The 18258-nt window shown below is 47.8% G+C and carries 18 protein-coding genes; 15 read left to right on the forward strand and 3 right to left on the reverse strand.

All coding sequences use genetic code 11. From position 1 onward, the window contains the following. Positions 1 to 31 precede the first annotated feature (31 nt). From ruvA to yajC, 6 genes are read left to right on the forward strand one after another with little or no spacing between them, the layout of a single operon-like run. Positions 32 to 637: a Holliday junction branch migration protein RuvA gene (ruvA, locus tag G9F48_RS11510; protein WP_003152683.1), complete on the forward strand. Its 606-nt coding sequence runs from the start codon at positions 32 to 34 to the stop codon at positions 635 to 637. Between the two features lie 10 nt (positions 638 to 647). After that, entirely contained in the window at positions 648 to 1652 is a 1005-nt protein-coding gene (gene ruvB, locus G9F48_RS11515; RefSeq protein WP_003152685.1) for a Holliday junction branch migration DNA helicase RuvB, read from the forward strand. Beyond that, the gene (locus G9F48_RS11520; RefSeq protein ID WP_003152687.1) at positions 1645 to 1845 is read left to right on the forward strand and encodes a DUF2905 domain-containing protein; all 201 of its coding nucleotides are present in this window, start codon (positions 1645 to 1647) and stop codon (positions 1843 to 1845) included. The genes ruvB and G9F48_RS11520 overlap by 8 nt, the downstream gene beginning before the upstream one ends. A gap of 25 nt (positions 1846 to 1870) precedes the next feature. After that, positions 1871 to 2899 (forward strand): tRNA preQ1(34) S-adenosylmethionine ribosyltransferase-isomerase QueA, encoded by a 1029-nt coding sequence (gene queA / locus G9F48_RS11525; RefSeq protein ID WP_003152692.1) that lies wholly within the window; start codon positions 1871 to 1873, stop codon positions 2897 to 2899. 27 nt (positions 2900 to 2926) lie between these two features. Further along, on the forward strand, positions 2927 to 4072 hold the full coding sequence (tgt, locus tag G9F48_RS11530) for a tRNA guanosine(34) transglycosylase Tgt (protein WP_007408186.1): 1146 nt from the start codon (positions 2927 to 2929) through the stop codon (positions 4070 to 4072). 30 nt (positions 4073 to 4102) lie between these two features. Then, the gene (gene yajC, locus G9F48_RS11535; RefSeq protein ID WP_003152695.1) at positions 4103 to 4363 is read left to right on the forward strand and encodes a preprotein translocase subunit YajC; all 261 of its coding nucleotides are present in this window, start codon (positions 4103 to 4105) and stop codon (positions 4361 to 4363) included. Positions 4364 to 4415: 52 nt separating this feature from the next. On the opposite strand, the gene G9F48_RS11540 is transcribed toward yajC, so the two are convergent. Next, entirely contained in the window at positions 4416 to 4802 is a 387-nt protein-coding gene (locus G9F48_RS11540; RefSeq protein WP_003152697.1) for a TIGR04086 family membrane protein, read from the reverse strand. Positions 4803 to 4968: 166 nt separating this feature from the next. On the opposite strand from G9F48_RS11540, the gene G9F48_RS11545 reads away from it, so the two are divergent. Beyond that, positions 4969 to 5625, forward strand: coding sequence for a DUF421 domain-containing protein (locus G9F48_RS11545; RefSeq protein WP_003152699.1), 657 nt, complete (start codon positions 4969 to 4971; stop codon positions 5623 to 5625). 7 nt (positions 5626 to 5632) lie between these two features. Here the strand turns inward: G9F48_RS11545 and spoVB are convergent, their stop codons facing one another. After that, a complete protein-coding gene (spoVB, locus tag G9F48_RS11550; protein WP_070082162.1) occupies positions 5633 to 7189 on the reverse strand; it encodes a stage V sporulation protein B in 1557 nt (518 codons plus the stop codon). 115 nt (positions 7190 to 7304) lie between these two features. On the opposite strand from spoVB, the gene G9F48_RS11555 reads away from it, so the two are divergent. The 8 genes from G9F48_RS11555 (at position 7305) to dtd (ending at position 16622) form a co-directional block, all read left to right on the forward strand. Further along, positions 7305 to 7601: a post-transcriptional regulator gene (locus G9F48_RS11555; protein WP_003152702.1), complete on the forward strand. Its 297-nt coding sequence runs from the start codon at positions 7305 to 7307 to the stop codon at positions 7599 to 7601. A 31-nt stretch (positions 7602 to 7632) separates the two neighbouring features. Next, positions 7633 to 9852, forward strand: coding sequence for a protein translocase subunit SecDF (gene secDF / locus G9F48_RS11560; RefSeq protein WP_156735603.1), 2220 nt, complete (start codon positions 7633 to 7635; stop codon positions 9850 to 9852). Between the two features lie 130 nt (positions 9853 to 9982). Next, on the forward strand, positions 9983 to 10480 hold the full coding sequence (locus G9F48_RS11565; protein ID WP_165409514.1) for a cation:proton antiporter regulatory subunit: 498 nt from the start codon (positions 9983 to 9985) through the stop codon (positions 10478 to 10480). 63 nt (positions 10481 to 10543) lie between these two features. After that, positions 10544 to 10870 (forward strand): LapA family protein, encoded by a 327-nt coding sequence (locus G9F48_RS11570; protein WP_165409515.1) that lies wholly within the window; start codon positions 10544 to 10546, stop codon positions 10868 to 10870. A 55-nt stretch (positions 10871 to 10925) separates the two neighbouring features. Continuing rightward, complete coding sequence (recJ, locus tag G9F48_RS11575; protein ID WP_165409516.1) at positions 10926 to 13286, forward strand: single-stranded-DNA-specific exonuclease RecJ; 2361 nt, start codon at positions 10926 to 10928, stop codon at positions 13284 to 13286. A gap of 5 nt (positions 13287 to 13291) precedes the next feature. Beyond that, positions 13292 to 13804 carry an adenine phosphoribosyltransferase gene (locus G9F48_RS11580; RefSeq protein ID WP_003152714.1) on the forward strand — a complete coding sequence of 171 codons (513 nt, stop codon included), beginning with the start codon at positions 13292 to 13294 and terminating at the stop codon, positions 13802 to 13804. Between the two features lie 157 nt (positions 13805 to 13961). Then, complete coding sequence (gene relA / locus G9F48_RS11585) at positions 13962 to 16166, forward strand: GTP diphosphokinase (protein ID WP_060674703.1); 2205 nt, start codon at positions 13962 to 13964, stop codon at positions 16164 to 16166. Positions 16167 to 16178: 12 nt separating this feature from the next. Beyond that, the gene (dtd, locus tag G9F48_RS11590) at positions 16179 to 16622 is read left to right on the forward strand and encodes a D-aminoacyl-tRNA deacylase (protein ID WP_007408194.1); all 444 of its coding nucleotides are present in this window, start codon (positions 16179 to 16181) and stop codon (positions 16620 to 16622) included. Between the two features lie 25 nt (positions 16623 to 16647). On the opposite strand, the gene G9F48_RS11595 is transcribed toward dtd, so the two are convergent. After that, complete coding sequence (locus G9F48_RS11595; protein WP_165409517.1) at positions 16648 to 18210, reverse strand: SH3 domain-containing protein; 1563 nt, start codon at positions 18208 to 18210, stop codon at positions 16648 to 16650. Positions 18211 to 18258 lie beyond the last annotated feature (48 nt).

The raw sequence follows: 18258 nt of genomic DNA on the forward strand, positions 1-18258 counted from the left end.
CAATGATAAGCAGTCAAAGAGGTGAATAGGTGTGATTGAATTCGTGAAGGGGACGATTGATTATGTATCTCCCCAATACATCGTGATTGAAAACGGCGGAATCGGCTATCAGGTCTTCACTCCGAACCCGTTTATTTATAAGGTAAGCAATCAAGAGACCATTTTTACGTATCATCATATAAAAGAAGACGCCTTTTCTTTGTACGGTTTTTCAACCCGGGAAGAAAAAGCGCTTTTCACAAAGCTGCTGAACGTCACCGGCATCGGGCCGAAAGGGGCGCTCGCCATCCTCGGTTCCGGTGACCCCGGAGCCGTCATCGAAGCGATCGAACAGGAAGATGAAGCCTTTTTGGTGAAATTTCCGGGTGTGGGCAAAAAAACGGCGCGGCAGATTATTCTTGATTTGAAAGGCAAACTGGCCGACGTCGTGCCTGAAATGATTGACAACCTGTTCAATCATGAAGCGCGCATTGAAAAACAAGAGGCTGAAACGGCGCTTGACGAGGCGCTTGAAGCGCTCCGGGTTCTCGGCTACGCCGAAAAAGAAATTAAAAAAGTGCTTCCTCACTTAAAAGAGGAAACGGCGCTTTCAACAGATCAATATGTGAAAAAAGCATTGCAAAAATTATTAAAGTAAGGTGATGTTCATGGATGAACGGCTCGTTTCAAGTGAAGCAGACAGCCATGAATCAATAATCGAGCAAAGCCTCAGGCCGCAGAATCTCGCCCAGTATATCGGCCAAAAGAAGGTGAAAGAAAATCTGCGCGTGTTTATCGATGCGGCGAAAATGAGGCAGGAAACGCTGGACCACGTTCTTTTATACGGGCCTCCGGGTCTCGGGAAAACAACGCTTGCGTCTATCGTGGCCAATGAGATGGGTGTGGAGATGCGGACGACGTCAGGTCCCGCCATCGAAAGACCGGGAGATTTGGCAGCCATTTTGACGGCGCTCGAACCAGGGGATGTGCTGTTTATAGACGAAATTCACAGGCTGAACCGCTCGATTGAGGAAGTGCTGTACCCGGCGATGGAGGATTTCTGCCTTGATATCGTCATTGGAAAAGGCCCGTCCGCCCGCTCCGTCCGTCTAGACCTTCCCCCTTTTACGCTTGTAGGAGCGACGACAAGGGTCGGGTTATTGACCGCACCGCTCAGAGACCGGTTCGGGGTGCTGTCGCGCCTTGAATACTATACGCAGGAAGAGCTGACAGATATCGTGTCAAGAACGGCTGACGTTTTTGAAGTGGATATCGAAGAAGCTCCGGCTCTGGAGATCGCCAGACGGTCAAGGGGAACGCCGCGGGTTGCAAACCGGCTTCTCAGAAGGGTGAGAGATTTTGCCCAGGTGCTCGGCGACAGCCGCATCACGGAAGAAATCGCTCACGACGCGCTCGAACGTCTTCAAGTCGATGCGCTCGGCCTTGACCATATCGACCATAAGCTGCTGATGGGCATGATCGAAAAATTCAGCGGCGGTCCTGTCGGCCTTGATACGATTTCCGCGACAATCGGCGAAGAACCGCATACAATAGAGGATGTGTACGAACCGTATCTGCTGCAGATCGGATTTCTCCAGAGGACGCCGAGGGGACGGGTCGTGACTCCGGCTGTGTATGAACATTTTCGATTGGAGGCGCCCGCCCGTGACTGACTTTCCGAAGGTTCTCATGGTTCTCGGTGCCGTTTTGCTTATTGCCGGCGCAGTCTGGCACTTTGTCGGAAGGCTGCCCGGAGATATTTTCGTTAAGAAGGGAAATGTTACATTTTTCTTTCCCGTTGTCACTTGTATTGTGATCAGTGTGATACTATCCATTCTGCTTAATTTTTTCGGCAGAATGAAATAACAATAGACAGAATAAAGGTGAAATGATGAAAGTCGATTTATTTGATTTTGAACTGCCTGAACGCCTCATTGCCCAAGTGCCGCTGAAAGAGCGTGACGCATCGCGGCTGATGGTGCTCGACAAACAGACGGGCGGGCTGACGGACAGTTCATTTAAAGAGATTGTAAGCTTTTTTAATGAAGGGGATTGTCTCGTCTTGAACAATACCCGTGTGCTGCCTGCAAGATTATTCGGCACAAAAGAAGATACGGGAGCGAAAGTGGAGCTTCTGTTATTAAAACAGGAAGAAAATGACACATGGGAAACGCTCGTAAAGCCGGCGAAACGCGTAAAAAAAGGAACGGTCCTGACATTTGGCGACGGCCGGCTGACAGCGGTCTGCACGGAGGAGCTTGATCACGGAGGCAGAAAAATAGAATTCCGGTATGACGGGATTTTTTACGAAGTGCTTGAATCACTCGGTGAAATGCCGCTGCCTCCTTATATTAAAGAGCAGCTTGATGATAAAGAACGGTATCAGACCGTCTTTTCAAAAGAAATCGGATCTGCCGCAGCTCCGACGGCCGGACTTCATTTTACGGAAGAGATTCTGGACGAGCTGAAGCAAAAGGGTGTGCGGATTGAATTTATCACACTTCATGTGGGACTCGGCACATTCCGCCCGGTCAGCGCGGATGATGTGGAAGAGCATAACATGCACGCGGAATTTTATGAAATGACGGAAGAAACCGCCGCCTCTTTAAACGAGGTCAGAAAGGCGGGAGGGCGCATCGTGTCGGTCGGGACGACATCAACGCGCACCCTGGAAACCATTGCCGGCGAGCATGACGGCGTATTTACCGCTTCGAGCGGCTGGACGTCCATCTTCATTTATCCGGGATATGAATTTAAAGCGATTGACGGCATGATCACCAATTTTCATCTGCCGAAATCTTCCCTTATCATGCTCGTTTCTGCGCTTGCCGGCAGAGAGCATGTTCTTTCCGCCTACCGTCATGCGGTAGAAGAGGAATACCGTTTCTTCAGCTTTGGCGACGCCATGCTGATTATCTAATTTGAATGACAGGAGGCCTCATACAAAGTGGCTGAACAACCGATACGTTATGAATTTATAAAGGAATGCAAACAAACGGGAGCACGGCTGGGCAGAGTTCATACGCCCCACGGCTCCTTTGAGACGCCTGTATTTATGCCGGTCGGCACGCTTGCTACGGTAAAGACGATGTCTCCGGATGAGCTGAAATCTATGGATGCGGGCATTATTTTAAGCAATACGTACCATTTATGGCTCCGTCCGGGACACGACATTGTAAAAGAAGCGGGCGGGCTTCATAAGTTTATGAACTGGGACCGCGCGATTTTAACAGATTCCGGCGGTTTTCAGGTCTTTTCATTGAGCAAGTTTCGTAATATAGAAGAAGAAGGCGTTCATTTCCGCAATCACTTAAACGGAGACAAGCTGTTTTTATCTCCGGAAAAAGCGATGGAAATTCAAAACGCCCTCGGCTCTGATATCATGATGGCGTTTGATGAGTGTCCGCCGTATCCGGCAGAGTATGATTACATGAAACGCTCTGTGGAACGGACCAGCCGCTGGGCGGAACGCTGCCTGGAGGCGCACGGGCGCTCAGATGAGCAGGGTCTGTTCGGGATCGTACAGGGCGGAGAATACGAAGACCTGCGGACACAAAGTGCAAAAGACTTGGTTTCGCTTGATTTTCCGGGGTATGCCATAGGCGGATTATCTGTCGGCGAGCCGAAGCACGTCATGAACCGAGTGCTTGAGTTTACAACTCCGCTCTTACCGAAGGACAAGCCGAGATATTTAATGGGTGTGGGTTCACCGGATGCCTTAATTGACGGCGCCATCCGCGGCGTGGATATGTTTGACTGCGTACTGCCGACCCGGATTGCCCGAAACGGCACGGTGTTTACGAATGAAGGGCGTCTGAATATGAAAAACGCCAAATATGAGCGTGATTTCCGTCCGATTGACGAAGAGTGCAGCTGCCATACATGCAAAAATTACTCCCGCGCTTACATCAGACATTTGATCCGCTGTAATGAAACGTTTGGAATTCGATTAACAACTTACCATAACCTTCATTTTCTGTTACACTTAATGGAGCAGGTCAGACAAGCCATCCGGGAGGATCGTCTTGGTGATTTCCGAGAAGAGTTCTTTGAGCGTTACGGCTATAATAAGCCAAATGCGAAAAGCTTCTAAATAAAACCATTCTTGAAAGGAGGGAAACAGATGGGTACTTTAGGCACAATCGTTCCTATTATTTTAATGTTTGCAGTGCTTTATTTCCTGCTCATCCGTCCGCAGCAAAAGCAGCAGAAGGCCGTCCGCCAGATGCAGGAAGAGCTGAAAAAAGGGGATTCAGTGGTGACAATCGGAGGATTGCACGGCACTGTTGATTCAATTGATGAAAGCAAGGTCGTCATTAAAACAGGTGATAACACCCGTTTAACATTTGACCGCCGCGCAATCAGAGAAGCTTCCGCTGAATAACAGCGAAGCTCATACATACAAAAAAAAGAGCGGAGAATCCGCTCTTTTTTTATTACGCTGATCTGCTTCCTTTCAAATTCACTCCGAAAATGCCGCCCAGCATACTGACTCCCAAAAAGCCGAGATGAAACAAAAGCTGACCGGATGTAAACGTTTTTCCGAACCCTAAATATTGAAACAGCAAGATGATTAATGAAAAACAGACGGCGGTTAACGCTCCGATCATCCAGCCTTTTTCCTTCGCTTTGCCGCCCGATATAAAACCTCCCGCAAATAAAGAAAGAAAAGAAAGCGCGGTGATCAGCCAGCTGAAAGATGATTCTTCCATTGAGGTAACCGTCAGTAAAAGCGAAATCGCCAAACTCGTAAGAAGCATCACCGCAAAAATAGCCACTAAGCCGTACAAAACGCCTCTTCCCACTTGTTTCGTTTCTTCCATTTTTATCTCCTCTCCGCTCTGCGGCCTGATATATGACAAGCCGGAGCCCGTCTTTTTCTAAATGTATTCTCTGAATGTTCGAATTAGACGTAAATGCATGATGTTCAGCCCGTTTATTACATAATTCAGAGCCGATGGCAAATGCTATGACCGTTGGAGGTGCGATATGGAAGATATTTTCATTATTACGTTTCGTACGATTGTGCTTTATTTTATCATTCTTGTGATTTTCAGACTGATGGGAAAACGGGAAATCGGAGAACTGAGCATTTTAGACCTTGTCGTCTCCATTATGATTGCCGAGATTGCCGTATTGGCAATTGAAAATGTAAAAGATAAGCTTTTGCACACAATAGTGCCGATTGTCGTTTTAATGATTATTCAAGTAAGCCTTGCTTTTATTTCGCTCAAAAGCCAAAAAATACGGCAGCTGCTTGACGGAAAACCCACCATTATTATAAAACAGGGAAAAATTGATGAACGGGCGATGAGATCGCAGCGCTACAATTTTGACGATCTTCTTATGCAGCTGAGGGAGAATAACATCGATAGAATCTCTGACGTGTCGTACGCCATTTTGGAGTCTTCGGGCAAACTGTCAATCGTCAAAAAGAAAAACAATAAGGATAAGCAGATGGAAACATCGCTTATCGTTGACGGGGTCATTCAGAACGAGCATCTGGACAGAATCGGGAAAGATAAACACTGGCTTGAAAAAAATTTAGCAAAAAGAGGATATCGCGATCTTTCGGTTATATCATTCTGCACGTTTACGGACGGCGCTTTTTTTATTGATCTTAAAGATGAAAAAGGGGAGCCATAAATCGGTTTCACCGCGTCACGAACTTGCCGATGACCGGAATACGGATCAGCTCTTCCCTTTTAATCAGCCTGAATAACAGAAGAAGCGCAATGTACAAAGCCGCCGTCATTGCAATCCAGCCTGTGAGATTAACAGCCTCTGATCCTGAAAAATGAACGGCGTGCTTGATGATGCGGCTGACATAACCGCAAATGAATATGACGGCAAAACAGAGCGCGTATTCTTTTATTTTAATGCTGATCGGAAGCACCTTGCTTACGGTGGCCGCATGCAGCAGGGTGACAAGGACCATCCCCGTTACAATCGCAAGTGCGGCGCCCATGATGCCCAAGGAAGGCCTGGTCGCCAAAACAAAAATTAGGCCGGTTTTGACAGCGGCGCCGATAAAACTGTTCATCATGGCTGCCCCGGCTAAATTGAGAGCCTGCAGCACCGCCTGAAGGGGCCCCTGAAAATAGTAAAGCAGAAAAAACGGCGCCATCACTTTAACAAATACCGCCGCATTAGTTGATCCGTACATGACGGACATCAGTTCATCAGCGAAAGAGAATAAAATAACCACCGAAATGCCTCCGCTTAAAAGACACAGCCTCATCGCCTGTTCCAGACGGTATTCGACAACTTGCAGCTTTTTTTGCTCCATTCCTTCACTGATCGCAGGAACAAGCGCCGTTGACAGAGAATAGGTTATAAAGCTGGGCAGCGTCAAAACCGTCATGGCAAATCCGGTCAGCTCTCCGTACTGGCTGGTGGCGGCAGCGGTGGCTACTCCTGCAATCGCAAGGCTCTGCGCGACGACAATAGGTTCAAAAAACCAAGATAAATTTCCGATGAAGCGGCTTCCGGTTGTCGGGAGCGACACGCTCATCAGCTGGCGGAAGGTTTCTTTTCCATTTGCGATCGACTTGAAAAATTGTTTTCTGATTCTGATTGTTTTATTTGCTTTAAAACAAATGAATAAATAAATAAGAGAGGCAAGCTCCCCGATGACAGACGAAATCATGGCTCCTGCTGCGGCATATTCAATCCCGTACGGCAGAAACACCGTCGTGCAGACTGCGACAAGTGAAATCCGCACGATCTGCTCAAGCACTTGGGAAAACGCCAGCGGGTTCATATTCTGCCTGCCCTGAAAGTAACCGCGCAGCACGCTGGATATCGCGATAATCGGCACGACGGGCGTAATCGCCAGCAGCGGGTAAACCGTACGCTGATCCGTCAGCATCGTTTCGGACATAATCGGCGCAAAGCATAAAAACAGCGGCGTGAAGATGAGACTTAATATCCCGGTGACGGTAAGCGACATCACTAAAATGTGTTTCATTTTCTGCCGGTCCCCCCGCGCGCTTGCTTCAGCGACAAGTTTGCTGATGGCAACGGGGAGGCCGAATTGAGTCAAAGTGGTGGCCAAGAAAAATGTCGGGGCAGCCATCATGTATAAACCGACCCCTTCTTCACCGATAAACCGGGCGATAACCACCCGGTTGACAAAGCCGAGCATTCTCGTAATCATCCCGGCTGCAATGAGAATAAGAGTGCCCCTTAAAAAAGTCTGTTTTGCCATTTTATAAACCCCTGCCTTCTCAAACTACCTGGAATCATATACAATAAAGATATGCGCCGATGTCGTCCGAGCATGACAAGTCTTCGAGAAAAATGGAAAAAGGAGCGAGCGCCCAGTGGAGAAACATCCCGCCGAAATGTACAAAGATCATTTGCGGCCTTTCTTGTACAGTAAACTTGAAGAGTTCAAAATCCTCGGATACGATGATGTTGAGCACGAGAGTTTATGGTCATACTTAATACATAAAAAGTGGAAACAGAAAAAGGAACTGCCGCTGCATGAATTGGCAGGTAATATTTTATCAGTTAAAATTGGCGATTTTATGAACTATGCAACCGTTGAAGCTTTTAAGTCGTCTAATTGGCTGGAAAGCGATGAGGGTCAGGAAGCTTTGGATGAACTGCTGAGATAATGATGGCATAGGTTTAAGGAGGAAATACATAATGAAAAAAGGACGCTTGATTGCGTTTTTCCTGATCGTATTATTGATCGGCACAGGGCTGGGTTATTTTACAAAACCGGCTGCCGATAATATTACGTTAGGATTGGATTTACGCGGCGGGTTTGAAGTTCTGTACGATGTGCAGCCCGTCAAAAAAGGCGATAAAATCACAAAAGACGTGCTCGTCAGCACGGTGCAGGCGCTGAACCGCCGGGCTAACGTTCTCGGCGTAAGCGAGCCGAACATTCAGATTGAAGGAAATAACCGCATACGCGTTCAGCTGGCGGGCGTCACGAATCAGAACAGGGCGCGCGAAATTCTGTCAACGGAAGCGCAGCTCTCGTTCAGGGATACGAATGATAAAGAGCTGTTAAACGGCTCTGATCTCGTGGAAAACGGCGCGAAGCAAACCTTTGATCCGACGACGAACGAACCGATTGTCAGCGTTAAGCTGAAGGATGCGGATAAGTTCGGAGAAGTGACGAAAAAAGTCAAGAAAATGGCCCCTAATAATCAGCTTGTGATCTGGCTTGATTACCAAAAGGGCGATTCATTTAAAAAAGAAGTCGGCAAAAAACATCCGAAATATGTATCCGCTCCGAATGTGAGCCAGGAATTAAACACGAAGGATGTCACGATTGAAGGTCAGTTCACCGTTCAAAAAGCGAAGGACTTGGCCAATATTTTAAACGCGGGCGCGCTGCCTGTGAAACTGACCGAAAAATACTCTACTTCAGTAGGGGCGCAATTCGGACAGCAGGCTTTGCATGATACGGTAGAGGCCGGCATCATCGGTATTGCAATTGTTTTCTTATTTATGCTGCTTTATTACAGACTGCCTGGACTCATAGCGGTCATTACGCTTTCTGTATACGTGTATATTACGCTTCAAGTGTTTGACTGGATGCAGGCGGTGCTGACGCTTCCGGGTATTGCGGCGCTCATTTTGGGTGTCGGGATGGCGGTTGACGCCAACATCATCACCTATGAACGGATAAAAGAAGAACTGAAACTCGGCAAATCCGTCCGCTCAGCTTTCCGTTCAGGGAACAGACGGTCATTTGCGACGATCTTTGATGCGAACATCACAACGATCATCGCAGCGGTCGTGCTCTTTATTTTCGGGACAAGCTCTGTAAAAGGGTTTGCGACGATGCTGATTCTGTCAATACTGACAAGCTTTATTACAGCTGTCTTCCTTTCAAGATTCCTGCTCGCCCTTCTTGTGGAAAGCAGATGGCTTGACCGGAAAAAAGGCTGGTTCGGCGTCAAGAAAAAACATATTATGGACATTCAAAAAACGGATGAAAATACTGAACCGCATACGGCATTCCAAAAATGGGATTTCACGAGCAAGCGAAAATATTTCTTTATTTTCTCAAGCGCTGTAACCATTGCGGGAATTATCATCTTGCTGGTCTTTAAGCTCAACCTGGGAATCGATTTTGCAAGCGGTGCGCGGATTGACGTGCAGAGCAATCATGCATTGACGGCGCAGCAGGTTGAAAAAGACTTTGACTCTCTCGGCATGGATCCGGAAAACATCGTGCTCTCGGGTAAAGAGAACCATGTTGCCGCAGCCCGGTTTGTCGGAGAGCCATCTAAAGAAAAGATCGCTGAAATCAAAACGTACTTTAAGGACAAATACGGATCTGAACCGAACGTCAGCACGGTATCGCCGACAGTCGGAAAAGAACTGGCCCGTAATGCTTTATATGCCGTGGCAATTGCATCAATCGGCATCATTATTTACGTGTCAATCCGTTTCGAGTACAGAATGGCAATCGCCGCGATTGTATCCCTGCTGTATGACGCTTTCTTTATCGTCGCGTTTTTCAGCATTACAAGGCTGGAGGTTGACGTAACCTTTATCGCCGCTATTCTCACCATAATCGGTTACTCGATAAATGATACGATCGTTACATTTGACCGGATACGCGAGCAGATGAAAAAACGCAAGCCGAAGTCATTTGCCGATCTGGAACACATCGTGAATCTGAGTTTGCAGCAAACCTTTACACGTTCGATCAATACGGTCTTGACCGTTGTGATTGTGGTCGTCGTGCTGCTCATTTTGGGCTCATCGTCAATTACAAACTTCTCCGTCGCCTTATTGGTCGGTTTATTGACGGGCGTTTATTCCTCTCTTTACATCGCCGCGCAGCTGTGGCTTGTATGGAAAGGAAAAGAATTTAAAGGGAAAAAATCAATCGAAGAGTAAAAGGAAACAGGCTGTCTTCCGGAAGGCAGCCTGTTTTTTTAGGCCGCATTGAACTTAAAACCTGCATTTGCTATAATGACATACGCTTACATAATCAATCATCATTGTAAAAACATGTAGGAGGGTTCTTATGAACGTTCGTGAGTCGGAGCTTCCGGGCATCGGCCAGAAAGTAGAAGTCATTACGAAAAATCACGATAAAATCAGTATTATTCTTCATGATGACGGCAGAAAAGAGCTCTATTACTTCGATGAGAATGATTATGACGAATGCTTGGCATCCGTTGAATTTAACGACGAAGAGGCGAGGCAGATTTCCGCTATTTTAGGCGGGATGACGTATAATCCGAAAGCGCTGGAATCTGTGGAAGTCGCGCTTGATGACCTCGTCATTGAGTGGTTTAAAGCCGAATCTCATGCACCGGCTGTCAGCCGTACAATCGGAGATTTGGAGATCAAAAAACATTACAACGTCCAGATTATTGCGATCGTAAAGAAAAACCGGCAAAAACAGCTGAGCCCCGGCATTGATACCGTAATTGAAGAAGGGGACACCCTCGTCATATCGGGTGAAAGAAGCGGACTGAAAAAGCTGGTCCGCGAGCAGTTAACGGCCCGGATTTCCTGAGACCGGGGTTTACTCCCGGGAAAATGGGGGAAAAGATAAGAATGAACAATTGGGGGCAGACGCATGAATAAACAATGGACTATTATATTCGCTTTACTATTTACTTTGATTGTCGCCATCTTTGCTGTCATTAACGTGCGGGCGGTTGAGGTTGATTATCTGTTCGGAACCGCTGAGTGGCCGCTGATTTTAGTCATTTTAGGCTCTGTGTTAATGGGAGCGCTGATCGTGTTTTCAGCCGGTATCTTTCAAGTGATGAAACTGAAGCGCGAAATTAAAATGCTGCGGAAAGAAAACAGATCTGCGGCTGAATTGACGACTGAATCGGACGGCCAAAAAACAGCCGCGCCGCCGGAAGAAATGCTTGAAGAGAAAAAAGGATCAGAATAACATTTGAAACCCCTCAGTCCGCTCTAGTATAATAGGGTGGTTGAGGGGTGAATTTATGTTAGCGTCAAAAATGCGCTGGGAAATCCAGCAGCCGGATCAGGAAAAAGTCAAATCACTCACAGAACAATTGGACATAACACCTCTTGTGGCATCACTGCTTGTAAAAAGAGGTTTTGATACTGCCGAAAGCGCAAGGCTGTTTTTACATACAAAGGATGCAGACTTTTATGACCCGTATGAATTAAAGGGAATGCGGGAAGCAGTTGATCGGATAAAACTGGCGGTTTCTCAAGGGGAACCGATTATGATTTACGGAGATTACGATGCGGACGGCGTTACAAGCACGTCAGTGATGCTGACGGCACTCAGACAGCTGTCGGCGGACGTTGACTTTTATATTCCCGACCGTTTTACAGAAGGCTACGGCCCGAATGAACAAGCTTTCCGCTCCATAAAAGAGCGGGGATTTTCGCTGATCATTACAGTGGATACGGGAATCGCCGCCGTCCATGAAGCTGAAGTCGCAAAAGAGCTGGGCTTAGACGTCATTATTACCGACCACCATGAGCCGGGACCCGAGCTTCCTGACGTATTTGCGATCATCCACCCGAAGCAGCCGGGATGCGGCTATCCGTTTAAAGAATTGGCCGGCGTCGGTGTGGCGTTTAAGCTTGCCCACGCGCTTACGGGTTCTTTGCCGGAAGCTATGCTGGACTTGGCGGCAATCGGTACGGTTGCAGATCTGGTGCCTCTTCATGATGAAAACAGATTAATTGCGTCACTCGGAATTGAAAGGCTTCGGACGACAAATCGGCCGGGCCTCAAAGCTCTGATTAAGCTTTCCGGCGGAGATATCGGACAAGCTGATGAGGAAACGATCGGATTTCAGGTCGCACCGAGGCTCAATGCCGTCGGAAGAATAGAACAGGCCGATCCCGCCGTTCACCTGCTGATGACCGAAGATCAGTTTGAAGCGGAGGAACTGGCTTCGGATATTGACCGGCTGAATAAAGAGCGGCAGAAAATGGTGAAAACCATGACCGAAGAGGCTGTTGAAATGGTTCAGCAGCAAGGCGGAAACCCGTCTGCCATTGTAGTGGCAAAAGCCGGCTGGAATCCGGGCGTCGTCGGTATTGTCGCATCGAAGCTGGCTGAACGTTTTTACCGGCCCGCTGTTGTGCTCGGGATAGATGAGGAGCAGGGAATCGCCAAAGGGTCGGCGCGAAGCATCAGAGGCTTCAACCTTTTTACGAGCCTTTCACAGTGCAGAGACATTCTTCCTCATTTCGGCGGGCATCCGATGGCGGCCGGAATGACGCTGAAGGCTGAAGATGTGGCGGAATTAAGGGACAGGCTGAATCAAATGGCTGAAGAAACCCTGACGGAAGAGGATTTTATTCCCGTTCAGGAGGTTGATCTTGTCTGCGGCGTTGAAGACATAACCGTTGAAAGCATTACAGAATTGAATATGCTGTCGCCGTTCGGCATGCTTAACCCTAAACCGCATGTGATGGTGAAAAATGCCGTGCTTGATGATGTGCGCCTGATCGGAGCGAATAAAAATCACGTAAAAATGACGGTGAAAAGTGATTCCGCCGTCCTTGACTGCGTCGGCTTTAACAAAGGAGAGCTGGAAGCCGGAGTTGTTCCCGGATCAACGATTTCCATTGTCGGCGAGATGTCCATTAATGAATGGAACAACAGAAAGAAGCCCCAGCTGATGATTAAAGATGCTGCGGTGCCGGAATGGCAGCTTTTTGATATCCGGGGCAAGCGGACGTGGGAAGACACGGTCACCGCGCTGCCGAAGGAAAAACGGGTGCTTATCAGCTTTAACGAAAAAACCGCTCAGAAGCTCCGTGAAAAAGAGCTGACGGGCGAGCTTGCCGAGATCGCTTCGGAATCCGAGGCGGAAGCCCTCCAGCTTGACGGAAAATATGCCGTTTTTCTGGATGTGCCGCCGTCAGCGGATCGCCTGCAGCATTTGCTTGACGGAAAGAAGCCGGAACGGATTTATTTTGTTTTTATCAATCATGAAGAACATTTCCTGTCCTCATTTCCATCGCGGAATGATTTCAAGTGGTTTTACGCATTTCTCTTGAAAAGGGGCGCTTTTGACTTCGGCAAGCATGGTTCAGAGCTTGCGAGACACAGAGGATGGTCAATTGACACAATCAATTTCATGACAAAGGTGTTTTTTGATCTCGGTTTTGTTAAAATAGAAGATGGTGTGCTGTCTGTCGTGAGCGGCGCGAAAAAACGCGACCTGGCAGATTCGCAAACCTATCAGGTAAAACAGCAGCTGATGGAATTAGACCAGAAGCTCAATTATTCCGCAGCCCATGAGCTGAAGGAATGGCTGAATAAGCTGATGAACCAAGGTTCAGAGGTTTATGAAAGTACGAGGAGGACATAGAACAGATGGATCTTAAAAAATACGTAACAATTGTGCCCGATTACCCGAAAGAAGGCGTACAATTTAAAGATATTACGACATTGATGGACAAAGGCGACGTATACCGTTACGCCACTGACCAAATTGTTGAATATGCAAAAGAAAAAGAAATTGATTTAGTTGTCGGGCCTGAAGCGCGCGGCTTTATTATCGGCTGTCCGGTTGCATACGCGCTCGGAGTCGGCTTTGCCCCGGTTCGGAAAGAAGGAAAACTTCCGCGTGAGGTCATTAAAGTCGATTACGGTTTGGAGTACGGAAAAGACGTACTGACGATTCATAAAGATGCGATCCTGCCGGGACAGCGCGTGCTGATTACTGATGACTTGCTTGCAACAGGCGGCACGATCGAAGCAACGATTAAGCTTGTCGAAGAACTGGGCGGCGTCGTAGCCGGTATTGCATTCTTAATCGAGCTTTCTTACCTTGACGGCAGAGACAAGCTTGACGATTACGATATTTTAACATTAATGAAATATTAACCGCATATGGAAAAAAGCACTCGTGTCAGGGTGCTTTTTTCCTATTATTTCATCATCCTGACAGATTCTTTAGGTGTTTTGAACTTCTGCCCTTTACATCTCTCGTTTTTTTCTTGATAATAAACTAATACAGTTTACATTTAAAAAAGGTGATTCCATGGCGAACGAACAAGTATTGACTGCCGAGCAAGTAATAGATAAAGCGCGCACTTATCTGCCGGAGGAGCAGATTGCGTTTGTTGAGAAAGCTTACCTGTATGCGCAAGACGCGCATCGCGAACAGTACCGCAAATCAGGTGAGCCGTACATCATTCATCCGATTCAGGTGGCGGGGATCCTCGTCGATCTGGAAATGGACCCTTCCACAATTGCGGGCGGATTTCTGCATGACGTGGTGGAGGACACGGATGTCACCCTCGACGACCTGAAGGAAGCATTTTCTGAAGAAGTGGCGATGCTTGTCGACGGCGTGACGAAGCTCGGTAAAATTAAGTATAAATCTCAAGAGGAGCAGCAGGCGGAAAACCATCGAAAAATGTTTGTCGCTATGGCTCAGGATATCAGAGTCATATTGATCAAGCTGGCGGATCGCCTTCACAATATGCGGACGTTAAAGCATCTTCCGCAGGAAAAGCAGCGGAGAATTTCAAATGAGACGCTGGAGATTTTCGCTCCGCTGGCCCATCGGCTCGGGATTTCTAAGATCAAATGGGAGCTGGAAGACACCGCTCTCCGTTATTTGAATCCTCAGCAATATTACAGAATCGTCAACCTCATGAAGAAAAAGCGCGCGGAACGCGAACTTTATGTCGAAGAGGTTGTCAATGAAGTGAAAAAACGCGTTGAAGAAGTGAATATTAAAGCGGACTTTTCAGGACGTCCGAAGCACATCTACAGCATTTACCGCAAGATGGCGCTGCAAAATAAACAGTTCAATGAAATATATGATCTGCTCGCCGTCCGTATTCTTGTCGGAAGCATTAAAGACTGCTACGCCGTACTCGGCATTATTCATACGTGCTGGAAGCCGATGCCGGGCAGATTCAAAGATTATATTGCGATGCCTAAGCCGAATATGTATCAGTCTCTGCATACGACCGTAATCGGGCCTAAAGGCGATCCGCTGGAAGTGCAGATCAGAACGTTTGAGATGCATGAGATCGCTGAATACGGGGTGGCCGCACACTGGGCATATAAAGAAGGCAAGGCTGCAAACGAAGAAGCGACATTTGAGAAAAAACTGTCCTGGTTCCGTGAAATTCTGGAATTCCAAAACGAGTCTACCGATGCGGAAGAATTTATGGAATCGCTGAAAATCGATCTGTTTTCTGACATGGTATACGTATTTACGCCAAAAGGCGATGTCATTGAACTGCCGTCAGGCTCTGTGCCGATTGATTTTTCCTACAGGATCCATTCGGAGATCGGCAACAAAACAATCGGGGCGAAAGTGAACGGAAAAATGGTGACGCTTGACCATAAGCTCCGGACGGGCGACATCGTTGAAATCCTGACGTCCAAGCATTCGTACGGACCGAGCCAAGACTGGGTCAAACTCGCTCAGACGTCGCAGGCCAAACACAAAATCCGTCAGTTCTTTAAGAAACAGCGCCGTGAAGAAAACGTCGAAAAAGGCCGTGAACTTGTCGAGAAAGAAATTAAAAACCTTGATTTTGAAGTGAAGGATGTTTTAACGCTTGAAAATCTTCAAAAAGTTGCCGACAAGTTCAATTTCTCAAATGAAGAGGATATGTACGCGGCGGTCGGGTATAACGGCATTACCGCTCTTCAGGTGGCCAACAGGCTCACCGAAAAAGAACGGAAGCTGCGTGACCAGGAAGAGCAGGAAAAAATCGTTCAGGAAGTCACTTCCGAGCCGAAACATTATCCGCAAGGGAGAAAACGGGAAGCGGGTGTGCGCGTAAAAGGCATTGACAACCTTCTCGTCCGCTTGTCGAAATGCTGCAACCCGGTGCCTGGCGACCATATTGTCGGTTTTATTACAAAAGGGCGCGGTGTATCCGTTCACCGGGATGACTGTCCGAACGTCAAAACGAATGAAGCGCAGGAACGTCTGATCCCCGTTGAATGGGAGCATGAATCACAGGTTCAAAGGCGCAAAGAATATAACGTTGAGATTGAGATTTTGGGGTATGACCGTCTCGGGCTTTTAAATGAGGTGCTCCAAGCCGTAAATGAAACGAAAACCAACATCTCCTCTGTCTCCGGCAAATCCGACCGCAATAAAGTTGCTACGATTCATATGGCGATTTTTATTCAAAACATCAATCATCTGCACAAAGTGGTCGAGCGGATTAAACAGATCAGAGACATCTATTCAGTCCGCCGGGTAATGAACTAAAAGGAGCTTGCTATGAAATTAGTTGTTCAGCGTGTAACAGAAGCGAGTGTGACGGTTGACGGCGCTGTCGCCGGCCGGATCGGACCCGGTATTATGGCGCTTGTCGGCATCACTCATGAAGATACAGAAGAAGATGCCGCTTACTTGGCGGATAAAATCGTGAATCTTCGGATTTTTGATGATGAAAGCGGCAAGATGAATTTATCGCTTTTGGATACGGGCGGGGAGATTTTATCCGTTTCCCAGTTTACGCTTTACGGCGAAACGAAGAAAGGGAGACGCCCGAATTTTATGAATGCGGCTAAACCGGATCAGGCTGTGCTCCTTTATGAAAAGTGGAACGAACTCCTTCGGGAAAAAGGAGTCAAAGTGGAAACCGGAATATTCGGAGCCATGATGGATGTTCAGCTGACGAATTCCGGGCCGATTACATTGATTATGGATTCTAAACAATAAAAAAGCTGCCGTTCGGCAGCTTTTTTTATGATTGAAAATAATGTTCCAATCCGCTTTCAATTCCGTCTGTCACTTTTTCCTGGTAAGAGCCGCTATGTATGATTGTTTCTTCTTGCGGTTGACTGAGATAGCCGAGCTCATACAGCATGGCAGGCCGTTTATTTTCCCTCAGGACGTAATAATCGCCAAACAGAACGCCGCGATCAGGAATAGGGGAACGCTTCACTACTTCAGAATGGACGTCTGAGGCAAGCTGGCGGTCCTTAGACGGACTGTAATAATAAGCCGTACTTCCCCGCGTTGACGTATCGGCATAGCTGTCATAGTGGATGCTGATAAAGGCATCCGCATTCCGGTAATGGGAGGTTGAAACCCTGGCCTGCAGGCTGATAAATGTATCATCCTGTCTGGTGATATACACATTTGCACCGGCCGCTCTCAATTTTTGGGCCAGCAGCTTAGCTGTTTTAATCGTTACGTTTTTTTCAAACTTTCCGGAGTAGCCGATCGTTCCGCTGTCTTTTCCTCCGTGTCCGGGATCAACGACGATCGTTTTGTTTTTAAGTGAGCCGCTGCCGCCTGACGTGTTGGGAGAAGGTGCTTCGCCTGTTTCCTCACCGCTTTTTGACGTTTGTACGACCCAGTCTGCCACATATGCGGTTTGTCCGTTCTCAAGCCGGACTTCATACCATTTGCCGCTTGAGCCGACAATCGGGTAGGCTGCGCCTTTATCTGCTCTTTTTACGATAGAAGCGGAAGTCGAGGCCGAGCTCCTTAAGTTGGTGCCGCCGTAAACAATATACGCTTTTTTTGAGGAGCCTGAGCCCGCAGAACCGTCTCCTGAGCCCGATGCGCTGTCCGATGAGTCAGAATCCTTTATGATGTAGTGGCTTGCTGCCCAGCCTTTTTGCCCGTTTGCTTCAATTTTCAGCCAGCCGTGGTCTTCACTTAAGATGGAAACCTTTGTTCCGCGTGATAATTTAGTCATAATCGCTGAATCATGTGATGCTGCACTTCTGACATTCAATGAAGAAACGCCGACCGTCCCGTTTTTTGACCCGCTTCGGGCCGAAGTTGCTTTCGTATTCGATCCGCCGCTGTCCGCGGTGACGTATTCGGAAGAAACCCACCCGGTTGTGCCTTGATAAGAAATGTTCACCCATCCGCTGTTCTTGTCCAGCACGGATGCATGCGCGCCTTGCGGAAGTTTGCCGATGACTTCATACGATGTCCCCGGGCCTTTTCTGATGCGGAGGTCAGGATCGGTGGAAGTGACCGTTCCGCTTGTTGCGGATGAATTGTCTGCTCCCCCGGCTGTTTTTGATATCAGCCAGGAAACGACCCATCCGGTTTTACCGGGGCTCAGCTGAAGCTGTACCCAGTCTCCCTCTTCTTTAGTGATCGGGTATCTTTCCCCTTTTTTTACTTCAGCCTTTATTCCGTAGCTCAGGCCGGGACCGCCTCTGACATTGATCTTGTCTGTCGCGATGACAGCTTCTCCCTCTGCGGCGATTGCGGTGTGAAATGACGGAAGAAGCGCTGTGATGATGACGCCGCATAAAATAAGAGCAAGAGTTCTCTTCTTCATGGCTGTCCTCCTTTCTGAACTAACTAAAATACATTCTTGTATAATATC

The sequence above is a fragment of the Bacillus sp. EKM420B genome, assembly GCF_011065565.1.
GTDB classification, from domain to species: Bacteria; Bacillota; Bacilli; order Bacillales; family Bacillaceae; genus Bacillus; species Bacillus velezensis.

Coding starts and splice junctions, on each gene's coding strand:
- ruvB (WP_003152685.1), top strand. CDS start 648: ATGGATGAACGGCTCGTTTCAAGTGAAGCAGACAGCCATGAATCAATA.
- queA (WP_003152692.1), top strand. CDS start 1,871: ATGAAAGTCGATTTATTTGATTTTGAACTGCCTGAACGCCTCATTGCC.
- yajC (WP_003152695.1), top strand. CDS start 4,103: ATGGGTACTTTAGGCACAATCGTTCCTATTATTTTAATGTTTGCAGTG.
- G9F48_RS11540 (WP_003152697.1), bottom strand. CDS start 4,802: ATGGAAGAAACGAAACAAGTGGGAAGAGGCGTTTTGTACGGCTTAGTG.
- G9F48_RS11545 (WP_003152699.1), top strand. CDS start 4,969: ATGGAAGATATTTTCATTATTACGTTTCGTACGATTGTGCTTTATTTT.
- spoVB (WP_070082162.1), bottom strand. CDS start 7,189: ATGGCAAAACAGACTTTTTTAAGGGGCACTCTTATTCTCATTGCAGCC.
- secDF (WP_156735603.1), top strand. CDS start 7,633: ATGAAAAAAGGACGCTTGATTGCGTTTTTCCTGATCGTATTATTGATC.
- G9F48_RS11565 (WP_165409514.1), top strand. CDS start 9,983: ATGAACGTTCGTGAGTCGGAGCTTCCGGGCATCGGCCAGAAAGTAGAA.
- G9F48_RS11570 (WP_165409515.1), top strand. CDS start 10,544: ATGAATAAACAATGGACTATTATATTCGCTTTACTATTTACTTTGATT.
- recJ (WP_165409516.1), top strand. CDS start 10,926: ATGTTAGCGTCAAAAATGCGCTGGGAAATCCAGCAGCCGGATCAGGAA.
- G9F48_RS11580 (WP_003152714.1), top strand. CDS start 13,292: ATGGATCTTAAAAAATACGTAACAATTGTGCCCGATTACCCGAAAGAA.
- relA (WP_060674703.1), top strand. CDS start 13,962: ATGGCGAACGAACAAGTATTGACTGCCGAGCAAGTAATAGATAAAGCG.
- dtd (WP_007408194.1), top strand. CDS start 16,179: ATGAAATTAGTTGTTCAGCGTGTAACAGAAGCGAGTGTGACGGTTGAC.
- G9F48_RS11595 (WP_165409517.1), bottom strand. CDS start 18,210: ATGAAGAAGAGAACTCTTGCTCTTATTTTATGCGGCGTCATCATCACA.